General features: G+C 63.7%; 14 protein-coding genes and 3 pseudogenes. 13 read left to right on the top strand and 4 right to left on the bottom strand.

The window, feature by feature from the left end:
- Positions 1–237: 237 nt before the first annotated feature.
- Positions 238–1119, bottom strand: a complete 882-nt coding sequence (locus BN1241_RS00120) for a glucose 1-dehydrogenase (protein ID WP_054951742.1) — start codon at positions 1117–1119, stop codon at positions 238–240.
- A 673-nt stretch (positions 1120–1792) separates the two neighbouring features.
- Between BN1241_RS00120 and BN1241_RS00115 the strand changes: the two genes are divergently transcribed.
- Complete coding sequence (locus tag BN1241_RS00115) at positions 1793–3106, top strand: APC family permease (RefSeq protein WP_054951741.1); 1314 nt, start codon at positions 1793–1795, stop codon at positions 3104–3106.
- On the opposite strand, the pseudogene BN1241_RS13510 reads toward BN1241_RS00115, so the two are convergent.
- Both BN1241_RS13510 and BN1241_RS13505 read right to left on the bottom strand, forming a co-directional pair.
- Positions 3103–3732: pseudogene (locus BN1241_RS13510) on the bottom strand (integrase core domain-containing protein); the annotation flags it as partial. The gene BN1241_RS00115 and the pseudogene BN1241_RS13510 sit on opposite strands and share 4 nt — an antisense overlap.
- Positions 3733–3750: 18 nt before the next feature.
- Positions 3751–4950, bottom strand: coding sequence for an IS110 family RNA-guided transposase (locus BN1241_RS13505; protein WP_054951739.1), 1200 nt, complete (start codon positions 4948–4950; stop codon positions 3751–3753).
- Between the two features lie 430 nt (positions 4951–5380).
- Between BN1241_RS13505 and BN1241_RS13070 the strand changes: the two genes are divergently transcribed.
- From BN1241_RS13070 to BN1241_RS00060, 9 genes and pseudogenes are all read left to right on the top strand, one after another.
- A complete protein-coding gene (locus BN1241_RS13070) occupies positions 5381–5857 on the top strand; it encodes a hypothetical protein (RefSeq protein WP_230198205.1) in 477 nt (158 codons plus the stop codon).
- A 2-nt stretch (positions 5858–5859) separates the two neighbouring features.
- Positions 5860–6057, top strand: coding sequence for a hypothetical protein (locus BN1241_RS00095; protein WP_054951738.1), 198 nt, complete (start codon positions 5860–5862; stop codon positions 6055–6057).
- Between the two features lie 143 nt (positions 6058–6200).
- Positions 6201–7073, top strand: coding sequence for a recombinase family protein (locus BN1241_RS00090; protein WP_082418117.1), 873 nt, complete (start codon positions 6201–6203; stop codon positions 7071–7073).
- Positions 7066–7503, top strand: a complete 438-nt coding sequence (locus BN1241_RS00085) for a histidine phosphatase family protein (protein WP_077138198.1) — start codon at positions 7066–7068, stop codon at positions 7501–7503. Before BN1241_RS00090 ends, BN1241_RS00085 begins: the two co-directional genes overlap by 8 nt.
- Positions 7500–8393 (top strand): annotated as a pseudogene (locus BN1241_RS00080) (NAD(P)H-hydrate dehydratase). Before BN1241_RS00085 ends, BN1241_RS00080 begins: the two are co-directional and overlap by 4 nt.
- An 83-nt stretch (positions 8394–8476) precedes the next feature.
- Positions 8477–9526, top strand: a complete 1050-nt coding sequence (locus BN1241_RS00075) for a glycosyltransferase (protein WP_054951736.1) — start codon at positions 8477–8479, stop codon at positions 9524–9526.
- Positions 9523–10584 (top strand): glycosyltransferase family 4 protein, encoded by a 1062-nt coding sequence (locus BN1241_RS00070; RefSeq protein ID WP_054951735.1) that lies wholly within the window; start codon positions 9523–9525, stop codon positions 10582–10584. The genes BN1241_RS00075 and BN1241_RS00070 overlap by 4 nt, the downstream gene beginning before the upstream one ends.
- Positions 10581–11561, top strand: coding sequence for a glycosyltransferase (locus BN1241_RS00065; protein ID WP_054951734.1), 981 nt, complete (start codon positions 10581–10583; stop codon positions 11559–11561). Before BN1241_RS00070 ends, BN1241_RS00065 begins: the two co-directional genes overlap by 4 nt.
- Positions 11558–12388, top strand: a complete 831-nt coding sequence (locus BN1241_RS00060) for a glycosyltransferase family 2 protein (protein ID WP_222704342.1) — start codon at positions 11558–11560, stop codon at positions 12386–12388. Before BN1241_RS00065 ends, BN1241_RS00060 begins: the two co-directional genes overlap by 4 nt.
- Positions 12389–12557: 169 nt before the next feature.
- Here BN1241_RS00060 and BN1241_RS12905 read toward each other — a convergent pair whose 3' ends face one another.
- On the bottom strand, positions 12558–12779 hold the full coding sequence (locus BN1241_RS12905; RefSeq protein ID WP_054951733.1) for a hypothetical protein: 222 nt from the start codon (positions 12777–12779) through the stop codon (positions 12558–12560).
- Between the two features lie 119 nt (positions 12780–12898).
- On the opposite strand from BN1241_RS12905, the gene BN1241_RS00050 reads away from it, so the two are divergent.
- The 3 genes and pseudogenes from BN1241_RS00050 to BN1241_RS13060 form a co-directional block, all read left to right on the top strand.
- Positions 12899–13180 carry a single-stranded DNA-binding protein gene (locus BN1241_RS00050; RefSeq protein WP_222704341.1) on the top strand — a complete coding sequence of 94 codons (282 nt, stop codon included), beginning with the start codon at positions 12899–12901 and terminating at the stop codon, positions 13178–13180.
- A 16-nt stretch (positions 13181–13196) separates the two neighbouring features.
- Entirely contained in the window at positions 13197–13367 is a 171-nt protein-coding gene (locus tag BN1241_RS13065; protein ID WP_230198204.1) for a hypothetical protein, read from the top strand.
- Positions 13368–13406: 39 nt separating this feature from the next.
- Positions 13407–13616: pseudogene (locus tag BN1241_RS13060) on the top strand (DUF4913 domain-containing protein); the annotation flags it as partial.

Raw genomic sequence — 13616 nt, 5'->3', positions numbered from 1 at the left:
CGGTAGTGGCGAATGCACGTCAATCGTGGGTCATGGGCTGCGGTGGCTAGCTGACGGGGTTAGCCGTCACTGACGCTCTTCCGACACACCATACCTCGGCAAACACGATCCGGTGGAGTGCCATCGATACTGGCTTCTCACATCGCGGCCGGCCCTGAATATGCAATGGTGGTGGCCTGTAGCCACCACCATTGCTGTGTCGCTCCCCTACCGGGTCGCCACCACTTCCTTTGCGAGCTAGGGCGTAATTCGCCCGCCCGTGACGCCGAGAGACTCTCCAGCGATGTAGGAAGCCTCATCGGAGGCAAGGAATACGTAGGCCCCTGCGAGCTCAACGGGATGTCCTGCTCGTCCGAGCGGGGTGTCCTGCCCGAAGCTCGTGATCTTCTCCTGAGGCTGGCCATAGCTCGGCTGCAACGGCGTCCAAATCGGTCCCGGGATGACGGAGTTGACCCGGATGCCCTTAGGGGCGAGTTGTTCAGCGAGACCCTTTGACAGGTTGTTCATCGCCGCCTTCGTCATCGCATAGTCAAGGAGAACATCCGAGGGCTGATAGGCCTGGATGGAGGACGTGAAGATGATCGCCGAGCCCGGTTCCATGTGCTTGACAGCCGCCTTGGTCACGCGGAAGGAGCTATAGATGTTCGACTTCATCGTCTGGTCGAAATCCTCATCAGAGATCTCCTCGATCCCATCGTGCCAGATCTGACGGCTCGCGTTGTTCACGAGGATATCGAGACCGCCGAATTCGGCGACTGTCTCGTCAACAATGCGCTCGCACTGCTCGCGGTCGGTGAGGTCGCCGGGCAGAGCAAGAGCTTTTCTGCCTGCCTCTTCGATCGCTGCGATGACACGATCGGCGTCGACCTGTTCTTCGGGAAGATAGGAGATCGCCACATCTGCACCCTCACGGGCGTAAGCAATAGCGACGGCTGCGCCGATGCCGGAGTCACCGCCGGTAATGAGGGCTCTTCGGCCTTCAAGACGGCCTCGACCTACATAGCTTTCAAGGCCAATATCGGCCTGCGGCTCAAGGTCGCGATCCAGCCCTGGGTGTTCCTGGGTCTGCTTCGGCGGATCAACTTTGGGTAGATATGTTCTCGGATCGTTCAGCGCCATTTTTGCCTTCTTTCAATTGGCCTGTGACTCACACTACAGGCATACCACCAGGTAGGGAACTTGTCTGGCCCATTTGCTGTTCTAATACGCTGTCCGTGAAAGAATCGTTCATACTTCGCTAGTACGTGTTGACTGGGTATCTATCGGCTTACCGTTGCCCGATATAAGATGACGGAACCGCCGTCGACAAAGGAGGATCCATGGGTGGAAAGCACACGAAGCATGAGGATGCCGACCTCGAGAAGGTGGCATCTGAGGAAGAGCCCGAACAGGGCGAAACTACTTCCGAGGCGGAAGAAGCCAGCGAAGATAAGTAACGGTCACGTGTGTCCCGGATTCGTCCGGGACACACTCATGTCAGAAGCCCTCCAGATCCTCGATCTCCACCACCTCCCTCGAGGTCAAACCAACCCTGCGTTGACCGCCCCACCAAGACAAAGCAAAGCCACGCGTGGGCCCGAACAGGTGCATTGGTCACGACATCCCGTAACTCGCCCGTGGGAATAACTCCCCGGCGACGTGTACACGTGCTGGTGAAAATGCTGAGCAGGTATTGCACCTTTCGTATGCAGGGGCAGTGGGTGATCACGTAAGCTACAGAAAACTCACTCCATACCGCATTCCGTTTCCCTCACGGAGGCGACATGGTTCCTTCAACTGAAAAGCGGCAATCATGACTCAACAATCGTCACGCCTCAAGAAGGGCATGGGAGGTTTCCTCCTCTTTGCTTTTATTCTCGGCGATGTCCTCGGCGCGGGCGTATATGCCCTCACGGGAAAGCTCGCCGGTGAAGCCGGTGGAATGACGTGGCTACCAATCCTCATCGCGCTCGGCATGGCAATGCTGACAGCGGGTTCCTACGCGGAGCTGGTGACGAAGTATCCGAGGGCGGGCGGAGCTTCAGTCTTTGCCCAACGGGCTTACAAGAACCCCATCATCGCGTTCCTTGTCGGCTACTGCATGCTCTGTGCGGGCATCGTCTCCGTGGGCGGTCTCGCTATCGCATTCACGGGCGATTACCTGTCGACTCTCATGCCGGTCTTGGTTCCCCTCGCAGCCCCACTTTTCCTCTTTACCCTCGCTCTCATTAACCTCCGAGGCATCACCGAATCCGTACGCTCCAACCTCGTCATGACGATCATCGAAGTCTCGGGCCTGGTCCTCGTGCTTGTGCTCGTGGCAATGGCAATGAACGATGGGAAGGGTGACACGTCACGCCTGTTGGAAGCGCCCGACGGTGTCAGCACCGCGGCCGCCGTTCTCAGTGCAGCTCTCCTCGCGTTCTACAGCTTCGTCGGGTTTGAAACCTCGGCCAATATCGCCGAGGAAGTCAGGGACGTCAACCGGGTTTATCCGAGGGCCCTTTTTGCCGCGATCGGAGTGGCCGGTCTCGTCTACGTTCTTATCGCCATGGCATCGTCGATCATGATGGAACCAGCAGATCTTGCGTCATCCTCCGGACCACTCCTCGACGTAGTTCATTCAACCGGAGCAACCTTCCCCAGCTGGTTCTTCGCCACGATCGCACTCGTTGCTATCGCCAACGGCGCCCTCATGACGTCAATCATGAGCTCGCGCCTCGTGTACGGCATGGCGGACCAGGGGATTCTCCCCCGCGTCTTCACTGCTGTTCTCCCTAACAGGCGCACCCCGTGGGTGGCAATCCTTGCAACAACCGCACTTTCGGCAATTCTTTCAATTTTCGGGGAACTCCAACTCTTGGCCGAGACGGTTGTTCTCTTCCTCCTCTTCGTTTTCATCTCAACTAACCTCGCAGTTCTCGTCCTGCGCAAGGATGAAGTTGAACACAAGCACTTCACCGTGCCCGCCGTCATCCCAGTCCTAGCTCTCGTTAGCTGTTTAATCCTCCTCATCCAGCAATCCGCCCAAGTGTGGCTCCTCGGAGCGGGGCTCCTTGTCGTCGGAGTTATCCTCTACTTCCTCGCCAAGAAAATCGATGCACCCGCGGACAGTAGTGCTACCTAGGTGTTCTTCCCATGGAGGTTGTGCACACGGTCGATGGGTGAGTGTCCTGCGAGTGCGGTATGGCGTCGGTGATGATTGTAGTCGTGGATCCAGGCTTGGTAGGTGTCAGCTCGGGCAGTATCTGAGTCGAAGTGGTGGGCATAGGCCCATTCCGTGGACAGGGTGCGGTGGAATCGTTCGATTTTCCCGTTGGTCTGTGGCCGGTACGGGCGCGTGCACTTATGTTTCACATGTACACCGAGTGCGTCTTGAAAGACCCTTGAGCGGTAGCAGGGACCATTGTCGGTCAGGACCCTGTCGACGGTGATCCCAAGACTCTCGTAGTAGGCATTGGCACGCTGCCAGAACCCAGCCGCGGTCTCTTTGCGTTCATCATCAAGGATCTCGGAATAGACCACGCGTGAGCGATCATCAAGGGCAGAATGGATGAAGGAATAGCCCACCCCAGGATGGGTCTTTTTGACCTGTTGCCGGCCCAGGCTGCGCCATCCACCCCCGTCCGGGATACGGCCCAGTTTCTTCACATCCACATGCACCAGATCTCCCAGGAGTTGATGCTCATACCGTACCGGGCGTGGGCGACGGATCCGCACCCCGGTGTTCAAGTCGATCTGCCCCAATGGGGGGTGCCCCTATGTTGTGTGTCAAGCTGCGAGGAGGGTTTCGGGACTGTCGTAGAGTGTGCCGTCTCGGAGCATGGCGTACAGGACGTTGAGTCGGCGGTGGGCGAGGGCGATGATTGCTTGGTTGTGTCGTTTTCCTTGGGCTCGTTTGCGGTCGTAGTAGGCCCTGCTGGTGTGGTCGGTCCGGATGATGGCAAAGGCTGATAGGAAGAGGGCGCGTTTGAGTCGTTTGTTACCGGAGTGGCTCACTCTTTCAGATCGTATGGATGATCCTGATTGTCTGGTTGTTGGGGCAAGGCCAGCGGAGGACGCTAGTGCGGCTGCGCTGGTGAAAGTTTTTCCTGAGAGTTCGGCGATGATGACGGCGGCGGTCCTGAGGCCGATGCCAGGCATTGATCTCAGGACCGGGTAAAGAGGGTGGGTAGCGACAATCGTTTCTACCTGGGTTGCGACGCCGGCACGTTGAGCATGCAGGCTTATTAGTTGGCGTGCCAGGTGCGGGATCACTAACTCGGCTGCTTCGGTGCCGGTCACTGTCACAGTCTGCCTACTAAGAGCATGAAAGAGTTCGGTCGTCCACGTGGCGTGGCGACGTGCCCCGTGTTTCTTGAGTTTCGCATCAACTCGGGCTTTACCTGCCTTTTTCAGTGCCTGTGCAGTGGGCCAGGTCGCGAGGACCTGAAGGATGGCATCATGATCGAGCCGGCTACCAATGACTTTTTCAAGTTCGGGGTGAATCTGAGTATAGAGGCCCCGGATCCGGTTCGTGACTTGAGTGACTTGACGGGAGAGATCAAGGTCAAACCCGGTGAGCATCGCTAAGCTAGCTTCGTCCTTGTCCGTTGTGGTTAAGGACCTCAGCGTATGAGGAAGAGTGCGTGCGGTGTCAGCGATAATAAAAGCGTCCTTCTCATCGGTCTTCGCCTCACCTGGATACAGGTCAGCGATGCGGCGCATGGTCAGTCCCGGTAAGTAGGCGACGTCGATTCCCATGTGTTGGGCAACAGCAGTCGCAAGGGCACCGATCGTGGCGGGCTGATTAACAATGACTAAGACCTGTCCCTGCGTGGCGAGCTTGGTGTAGATATCAATAATTTTTGCTTCATTATTGGGCAGAGTCTTGTTCCAAAGCACCTGCCCGTCCTCGGTCAAGGCGCACGCCCAGTGATCGGTTTTATCAACATCAAGACCGAGGTAGATTCTGGGTTTTGCTGTGGTCATGGCAATCGTCTCCTTTGCTCTGTGCCAGCAGTCGGTCGAGCCATGACAGTGTGTCTCACATCCACGTTACGACAGGCATCCATTCGTGGTGCCGAGCCCCTCATCAGCGATCACGTACTGTCAACCAGCCCCGGTGGCAACACCCCCCGGATCATTCAATAGACAGGGGCAAGACACCATGCCGGGACGGCTGACCGATAATCCCAATCAACACCCGCCGATCCGGACCTGTCAACAAGGTAACGGGAAAGGCCGGCATCGAGGCAGGTAAGTCCAAGGCCTCGAGCCGGGAGCAGCAGCTCGAGGACGAGGTTGCGGAGCTCACGCAGGCCCTTGGTGAGGCCGCGGTCGAGATCCGCGTCTGGAAGAAGAGCGCCGAGGGCCGCTTGGGCCCTTCGAGGACCTCGAGGTGATCCGCACGGAGGCGGGCATGCCGACGTCGAGGTTCTGTGAGAAGTTCGGCATGCCCGAACGCACGTGGAGACGCTGGCAGGCCAAAGCAGGATCGGCCGCCGAAGGGTCCGTGGCCGCAGCCGGCGCGCCACCCCCTGCCGCCGAACCCCGACCACCCCTCCTCCACCCCCCCCGTTTCCCCCCTTCCCTTAACCCCCTCATGTGGGGTGAAAAGAGCCCCCGCCCCCGCGGCCGCGCTGGGGCCCCCCCCCCCGCCCCCCGCCTGGACCGCGACCGACCCACCCGCCAGACCACCTGGCCCGGCGAAGAACCCCAACCCACCCACGACGAATCCGTCATCACCGACCGAGACGCCGACTTCGTCCAATACGTCATCGACCAGGTCAACGAGCGACAGGCTGCTGAAGACGCCTTCTACGCCAGCCTGGATGACCGGATCGACCCGGCGACCGGGGAGGTTCGCGACAACGTTCTCGGCCCGGAAGGCGGCTGAGGATGGTCCGCCGGTACCGCCGCGCCACGGCCCGAGTCGAGGCGGATCGGCCCCTGCGCGTCCGGTATGAGCCACGTGAGGAGATCGATGCCGCGAAGGTTGCGGAGGTGTTGATCCGGATCGCGCTGCGCACCGCTGGCGACCAGCCCGTCGGGCAGTCCGGTGCCCATCTTCGTCGCCTGCTCGTAGCCGGTCGCTAGACTGGGCCCACATCAAGTTTCGGCGCTGTTGGCACCTACTCTTGCTAAGCCCCGTTCGCGGGGTGTTCCTTTCGACTCTGACGTGACCGCCTCCGGCGCCCCACCCGCCCCAGACATGTGGGGGCTTGTGAAAGGCGGTCACCATGACACTCGATCAGCTCTCCGGCCTCGACATCTCAGGCCTTCGACGCCTCGCCTGCACCAAACCCCGCCCAGACGCCACAGCGACCGGGGCTGAGGGGCAGGTGGCGGCGATCAGCTACCTGCGGGTGTCCACCAAGGACCAAGCCACCCGCAACGGGCTGGAAGAGGGCCTGTCGATCCCGGCCCAGCGCGAAGCCGCGCAGCGCAAGGCCGAACAGCTCGGTGCGGTCATCATCAAGGAGTTCATCGAGCCCGGCGAGTCAGCCAAAACCGCCCAACGACGCGCGCTCCAAGAGATGCTCGACTACGCGACCACGCACCCGGTGCGGTACTGCATCATCAACAAGGTCGACCGCCTCGCCCGCAACCGGCTCGATGACGCCATGATCCACGCCGCGCTACGGGATGAGAACATCAGCCTGGTCTCGGTCACCGAGAACATCGACGAGACCTCCTCAGGGATGCTGATGCACGGCATCCTGGCCTCCATGGCCGAGTTCTACTCGCTGAACCTGGCCCAGGAAGTCCTCAAAGGCATGACCCAGAAAGCCGCGATCGGCGGCACCCCCACCAAAGCGCCTCTGGGCTACCTCAACGTCCGCACCACCGACGCCCAAGGACGCGAGTCTCGCGTGATCCAAATCGACCCCGAACGCGCCGACCTCGTCCGTTTCGCCTTCACCACCTACGCCACCGGCAACTGGTCCCTGTCGCGCCTAGCCAAGGAACTCACCGCCCGTGGCCTGACCACCCGGCCCACCCCCTCGCAGCCGGCCAAGCCAGTCACCACGACCGGGCTGCACAAGATCCTGACCAACCCCTATTACCAGGGCACCGTCACCTGGCCTCGAGCACCGGCTGATCGTGGATGAACGGTTGCGGGAGCGGGACCTGGGGGTGATGGACGGCTTCACCCGCAAGGGCATCGAGGCGCAGTTCCCGGAGGAGGCGGAGCGACGCACGCGTCTGGGCAAGTTCTACCACCGTCCGGCCGGCGGTGAGAGCTGGTGTGACGTCGCCCTACGCATCCGCAGCGTCCTGGCCGACATCCGTGCAGAGTACGACGGTGAGAATGTGTGGGTGTTCAGCCACCAAGCCACCATCATGTCGTTCAGGTACGTCCTTGAGTCCCTGGACGAGCCCACCCTGCTCACAATCGATGCGGAGCAACCCCTGCCGAACTGTTCCATGACGTCCTACGAACCGGACGACGACGGTGGCCTGGACCTAATCCGCTATGCCGCCGCCGTGGGGGATGCCCCCACGACGCGGGAACCACCCGCCGATGGGGAGGGCGCATGAGCGCCGTCGTCGTCACCCCCGGGCTGCTCCGCTCCTGGCGACTGCCCAACCCGGAAGGCGACAAGAATGCTGGTGGCCGGGTCCTGATCGTCGGTGGCAACGACCACGTGCCGGGGGCCGTGTTCCTGGCTGCCGAGGCCGCCATGCGGGCCGGTGCTGGCAAACTCCAGATCGCCACCGTCCAGAGCGCTGCGACAGCCTTGGGCCTGGCCATCCCGGAGGGTTTTGTCCAAGGTTTGGAGACCGACGGCGGCGGCGACATCGCGCCGAGCGCTGCCGACACCACCGTCGACCTGGCCTCCGAGCGTGACGCCGTCCTGCTGGGACCCGGCATGATGCACCCCGCAGCGGCCAACGCGTTGCTGGAGCAGGTGATTCCACAGCTGTAGGCGACCGTGTACCTGGATGCCCTGGGGCTGGCCTACCTGACGGGAAACCTCGACGGTCTGGCCCACCTGGGCGGACGCTCGGTGGTGTCCCCGAACGTCAAGGAGTTGTTCACGACGCTGGAGCAGAACGCGCCCGCGGAGCTCCAGAGCGAGGCCGGGATCAAGGAACTACGGGCTGCCGTGAGCGACCTCGCGAAACGCGCCGAGGTGGTCGTGGTCAGCGGCGCGGACACCTCCTTCGTCGCGGCGCCGGATGGGCGTGCATGGCGCGATGAGACCGGTGGTCAGGGCCTGGCGATCTCCGGTAGCGGTGACGTGAAGGCGGGGATCATCGTGGGACTTCTGGCGCGCGGGGCAGATCCGGTGCAGGCGGCTGTATGGGCCAAGTACGTCCACGGCCGATGCGGTGAACGGCTGACGTCGCACTTCGGGCCGAGAGGGTTCCTGGCCCGCGATCTGCTCACCCACATCCCCCAGGTGATCGCCGAGCTCGAGTACTGAACAGGCCGCCCAAACCTACCCCCAGGGATGTAGACTGGACCCAATCCGCCAGCGTAAAATGATGACTCAAGAAGGAGTCTGCCATGAGAATCGCATCGGTGCCGCATGGGCATGTCTACGTCGAGCACCTCAGCGATCCCGACCGAGACGATGGTGTCGTCCGCCTGCCGGACCCGACCCCCGAGAACCCGGCCGTCGGGGCGCCATGGTGGCCCTTGGTCATGTTGGACGCACAGTGGATTCATGACCACGCCGAGGAATTCGACCTGTACCACCTCCACTTCGGGTTCGATTCGATCGAGCCATCGGAGTTGGACACGATCGTGGCCGCGCTCCGTGAGCAGGGCAAGCCGTTGGTCTACACCGTCCATGACCTGCGCAACCCCCACCAGCTCGACCGCCGCACGCACGACGCAGCCCTGGACGTGCTGGTCCCTGCCGCGGACCAACTCATCACCCTGACCCCCGGCGCCGCGGACGAGATCTCCCGGCGATGGGGCCGGGCTGCGCACATGGTGAAGCACCCCCACGTGGTGGGATTCGACCAGATGTCCGTGAACCGCCCGCAGCGGACCGTTCCCCGGGTGGGGCTGCATCTGAAGAGCATGCGCGCGAACCTCGATCCCCTGCCGATGATCGGAGCGCTCGTGGCTGAGCTGCGGCGCAGGGAATTCGAGCTGGTGATCGACGTCCACACCGACGTCATGACCCCGGGACAGTACAACCACAAACCGGATGTCGTCGATTTCCTGCGGAGCCTCCCACCTGAAGTCGAGGTCCATGTGCATGACTTCTACAGCGACGAGGAGTTGTGGGACTACTTCCGCAGCCTCGACCTCTCGGTGCTGCCCTACCGCTTCGGCACGCATTCCGGCTGGCTGGAGGCGTGTCACGACGTGGGGACCCGCGTGCTCGCCCCACACCTGGGCTACTACCACCAGCAGCATGCCGGGGTCCTCGGGTACCACTTGGACGATGGCCTCCCGCGGGCCGCCGACATCGCGGCTGCCCTGGACGCGATGGACCGATCCCGTGACGACTGGCGGGCGGATCCGCAGGACCGCCTCGAGCAGCGGCGCGATATCGCCGCTGCCCACCGGCGCATCTACACCGACGCCCTGGGACGGGCATGAAGGTTGCCCTGCTCGCCCATGACAGGTTCCCCATCGCGGCTCCCTTCGCCGGGGGACTGGAGTCGTTCACGTGGAGCCTGACCGTCGGCCTCAGGCGTCGAGGGATCGAAGTCGTCCTGTTCGCCGGGCCCGGCAGCGACCCGCACCTCGAGGCCGAGGAGTTGGCCTTCACGCCCCCGGAGCTGAGCGCCAGCGCCCGCAATGATGTCGCCATGCCGCCCGCGCACCAGGTCCAGGAAACCACCGCCTATCTGCAGGCGATGCGATACCTGGCCGAGCGCCGAGACATCGATGTCATCCACAACAACTCGCTGCACTACCTGCCCATCGTTCTGGGACAGATCGCACCCCAGCCCCTCGTCACGACGCTGCACAGCCCACCCACGCCCTGGATGGAGCCGGCCCTGAAGCTGACGCCGTCGGCGCGCACGGTTGCCGTCAGCCAGGCCGTGGCCGAGATGTGGAGCCACGTCACCACCGCCACGGTCATCCGCAATGGCGTGGACCTCGCCGAGTGGCGGTTCGGGGAGGGCGGCGACGACCTGGTGTGGTCCGGACGGATCGTCCCCGAGAAGGCGCCCCACATCGCCGCGGCCATCGCACGAACCGCTGGCCGGCGTCTCGTGCTGGCCGGTCCCATCATCGACGGGCAGTACTTCGCCTCACAGGTGGAGCCGCTGCTCGATGAGCGGATCCGCCACGTCGGCCACCTCGCCAATGTCGATCTCCAGCGACTGCTGGCGCAGTCTGCCGCCTGCCTGGTGACACCCGCATGGGACGAGCCCTTCGGCCTGGTGGCTGCCGAGGCGATGTCCTGCGGCACGCCAGTCCTCGGGCTGGCTCGTGCTGGCCTCCTGGAGGTCGTGCGCCCGGGTGCCGGCATCCTGGTCCCGCCCGGCACTTCCGACGAGATGACCGTGGCCGCGGCGGTAGCTGTCCTCGACGACGTGGTCCAGTTGGATCGACGGGTGGTCCGGGCCCAGGCCGAGCACACCCTCTCCCTGGAGGACACCGTGGCCGCCTACGTCGACCTCTACGGGGAACTGGTGGGACGATGATCGGCTACTACGTGCACCACCAGGGACAGGGGCACCGCATGCGTGCCCTGCAGATCGCGTTGGCCCTGCGTGCGCCCGTGGTCGGGTTCAGTTCCCTCGAGGCCCCCGAGGGGTGGCCCGGACGCTGGGTGATGCTGGAACCCGATCTCGTCCATGAACCGCTCGACCCGACCGCGAACGGGGTGTTTCACTGGGCACCCCTCGAGGTTCCCCGCCACCGCACCCGACTCGCGCGAATCGTTGACTGGCTGACCGGGCACGTCGACGTGATGGTCGTCGATACCTCCGCCGAAGTGACGCTACTGTCCCGCCTGTTCGGTGTGAGGACCGTTGTGGTCGCACTGCGTGGTGACAGGACCGACCGACCCCATCTGACCGCCTACGATGCGGCATCCGCAATCATCGCGCCGTGGAACCGGGAGCACGGTGAGCCGTGGTGGCCACCCGAATGGGAAGCCAAGACCGTCCACACGGGCGCCTTCTCCCGCTTCGACGGTATCGAGTCGCCTCCGCCATCCACCTCCGATGTGCCGCGCGTTCTGGTCGTGTGGGGCTCGGGGGGTGACCGGTTGCGGGACGGGGACCTCGCGGGTGCCCGTCGAGCGACGCCGGGATGGGAGTGGATCCTACGAACCCCGGAGGAACCGTCACCCGACCTGTGGCGGGAGTTGGCCGAGGCCGACGTCGTCGTCACGCATGCGGGCGACAACGCCGTCGCGGAGGTCGCCGCCGCCCGCCGACCCGCCGTTGTGGTGGCCCAGCCCCGACCCTTCGATGAGCAGGGCGCTACTGTGGGTGCACTACGCAGGGCAGGGGCGTGTGTCGCCCTGGAGGACTGGCCGAGCAATGAGGACTGGCCGATCCTCCTGAAACAAGCGACATCCATCGGCGGCCAGGCATGGCGGGATTGGAATCCGGGCGACGGCGCACGCCGGGCAGCCGCAGCTCTCGACCGGCTACACGAGGAGGTTCAATGATGCGACTCGCACTGGTCACCATCGTGCATCGACGCCATGCCCATCTGCGGCGCCAGCGGGCTTGGATCGAGGCGATGGAGCCGCAGCCGCTGCTCCACGTGGTCGTGTCCATGGACGACGACGAGATCCGGTCCGTGGTGGCGGAAACCGATGCCTGCCCCACCGTCGTGACCCAGCTGGACACTGGTGGAGAGTTGCCGCTGTCCGCCGCACGGAACCTCGGTGTGCGGGTGGCGGAGGAACATGGCGCGCAGAACGTAGCCCTGCTCGATGTGGACTGCCTGCCGGGTCCCGACCTGGCGAGGGACTACACCGAGGCGATCCAGGAGGCCGCCGACGAGGAATCACCCGCAGTGGTGTGTGGGCGGGTCTACTACCTGCCCTCGGGGCTCGTGGAGGCCGACTACACCCTGGCTCGTCTCCGTCGTGCAGGTGAGGACCATCCGGTGCGTACCGTCCCTGAACCGGGGGACCTCGTGGAGGGCGATCCCCGCCTGCTGTGGTCCCTCAACGTCGCCATGAGCCTCACGGACTGGCACCGTATTGGCGGCTTCGACGAACGCTACGTCGGGTATGGGGGCGAGGACACGGACTTCGGGCAGCGTCTCAAGGCTGCCGGGGGCACCATGTACTGGAGTGCAGGAGCCGAGGCCTTCCACCAGTATCATCCGATCAGCGACCCCCCGGTCGAACATGCAGTGGCGATCGCACGCAACGCGAACCTCTTCCACTCCAACTGGGGCTTCTACCCGATGGAGGGGTGGCTCGCCCAACTCCAGCGTGAGGGGCATCTGATGCTCGGTCCCGCGGGATGGCGCGAAGCCTGACCTGGCCGCAGCACCGCCTGTTGTGCCGGTATGCTCTCGGAGCATACATGTGGATCCGATCTCGGTGGCCATCGTCAATGACTATCCCGTCATCGTCGAGGGCGTCTCGAACCTGCTGCGACGAGACCAGCGCCTTGCCGTGATCGAACTCGACTCGATGGTCGACCCCTCAGGTGCTGTGGATGTCGTCCTCGTGGACACGTTCGCCTCCGAGGACCAGGAGGAGGAGATGGGCAAGCTCATCAGGGATCCGCGCTTCGGGCGGGTCGTGATCTACTCCTGGAATCTGGATCCCGGCATCGTCGAGCATGCGCTGAAGCTTGGCGCCGATGGGTACCTCTCCAAGGCGCTGAGCGCAGATGAACTCGCCGAGGGGTTGGTCCGCTGCCACGCTGGGGAACGGGTGGTGGATCCTCGCCCCGTCTCGGACGAGGCCGACATCAATGCTCCGGACTGGCCGGGGCTTGACACGGCTCCTTCACCAAGCTGGAGCCGTCTTTCGGCAATCTGGTGCTCTACCGCGCCACCACCGAGCGGGCTTTCGAACGCTTCACCAAGGGTGACCAGTTCGTCGCCGAAGGCTACGCCCACGACTATACCTACGAGCGCGACGGACAGCCCATCGCGGGCGAGGAGTTCGTCGCCAAGAAGATCGGCCACGACACCGCCCGCACCCGCTACGACGTCGACCGCACATCCCGCCAGGCACTCGAACGCCAGGCGGCTGGGCAGGCCTTCGAACCACCCCAGCACCACCAGGCCACGCCTGCTGCCGACAGCCTCAGCATGTGACCCGGGCGGACCGATCATGAGCACTCACGGCCCCGATCCCGACGACCAGTACGACGACCCCGGTATCCTCGACGACCAGCCCGACATGTTCAACGCCGATGCCCTGCCCGAGCCGCCGCACCCGATCAACTGGAACCTGCTGTCGGCGCAGGATCTGGAAGCAGAGCTGCTGGAGCTGAACTGGTGAGTCGACTGGCTCCGCCACACCTACGGCCTACCCGCCTCAGTGGTGCCGCCCTACTGGCACCGCCACCCCGAACTGGTCTGGGAGCTGTCCGCGCTGCACCTGCACTGGCTGTGCGCCTACGACCCCGAACAAAATGGTTCCGCACCTTTGGGCTGGCACCGCGACTTCGCCGACGCCCGCCACCGTCTGCGCGACTGGGTCACGGCCTCCGGCACCCGCCTGGACCGCGACCGACCCACCCGCCAGACC

Source organism: Flaviflexus massiliensis, assembly GCF_001375495.1.
In the GTDB taxonomy this organism is placed as follows: Bacteria; Actinomycetota; Actinomycetes; order Actinomycetales; family Actinomycetaceae; genus Flaviflexus; species Flaviflexus massiliensis.
The sequence above is the reverse complement of the archived record's forward strand: the minus strand, read 5'-3'. Positions and strand labels throughout refer to the sequence as shown.

Excerpts from the sequence above, each read along its gene's own strand:
- BN1241_RS00120 (WP_054951742.1), bottom strand. The coding sequence starts at position 1,119 with ATGGCGCTGAACGATCCGAGAACATATCTACCCAAAGTTGATCCGCCG.
- BN1241_RS00070 (WP_054951735.1), top strand. The coding sequence starts at position 9,523 with ATGAAGGTTGCCCTGCTCGCCCATGACAGGTTCCCCATCGCGGCTCCC.
- BN1241_RS00060 (WP_222704342.1), top strand. The coding sequence starts at position 11,558 with ATGATGCGACTCGCACTGGTCACCATCGTGCATCGACGCCATGCCCAT.
- BN1241_RS00115 (WP_054951741.1), top strand. The coding sequence starts at position 1,793 with ATGACTCAACAATCGTCACGCCTCAAGAAGGGCATGGGAGGTTTCCTC.
- BN1241_RS13065 (WP_230198204.1), top strand. The coding sequence starts at position 13,197 with ATGAGCACTCACGGCCCCGATCCCGACGACCAGTACGACGACCCCGGT.
- BN1241_RS00065 (WP_054951734.1), top strand. The coding sequence starts at position 10,581 with ATGATCGGCTACTACGTGCACCACCAGGGACAGGGGCACCGCATGCGT.
- BN1241_RS00095 (WP_054951738.1), top strand. The coding sequence starts at position 5,860 with ATGGTCCGCCGGTACCGCCGCGCCACGGCCCGAGTCGAGGCGGATCGG.
- BN1241_RS00090 (WP_082418117.1), top strand. The coding sequence starts at position 6,201 with ATGACACTCGATCAGCTCTCCGGCCTCGACATCTCAGGCCTTCGACGC.
- BN1241_RS13070 (WP_230198205.1), top strand. The coding sequence starts at position 5,381 with ATGCCGACGTCGAGGTTCTGTGAGAAGTTCGGCATGCCCGAACGCACG.
- BN1241_RS00075 (WP_054951736.1), top strand. The coding sequence starts at position 8,477 with ATGAGAATCGCATCGGTGCCGCATGGGCATGTCTACGTCGAGCACCTC.
- BN1241_RS13505 (WP_054951739.1), bottom strand. The coding sequence starts at position 4,950 with ATGACCACAGCAAAACCCAGAATCTACCTCGGTCTTGATGTTGATAAA.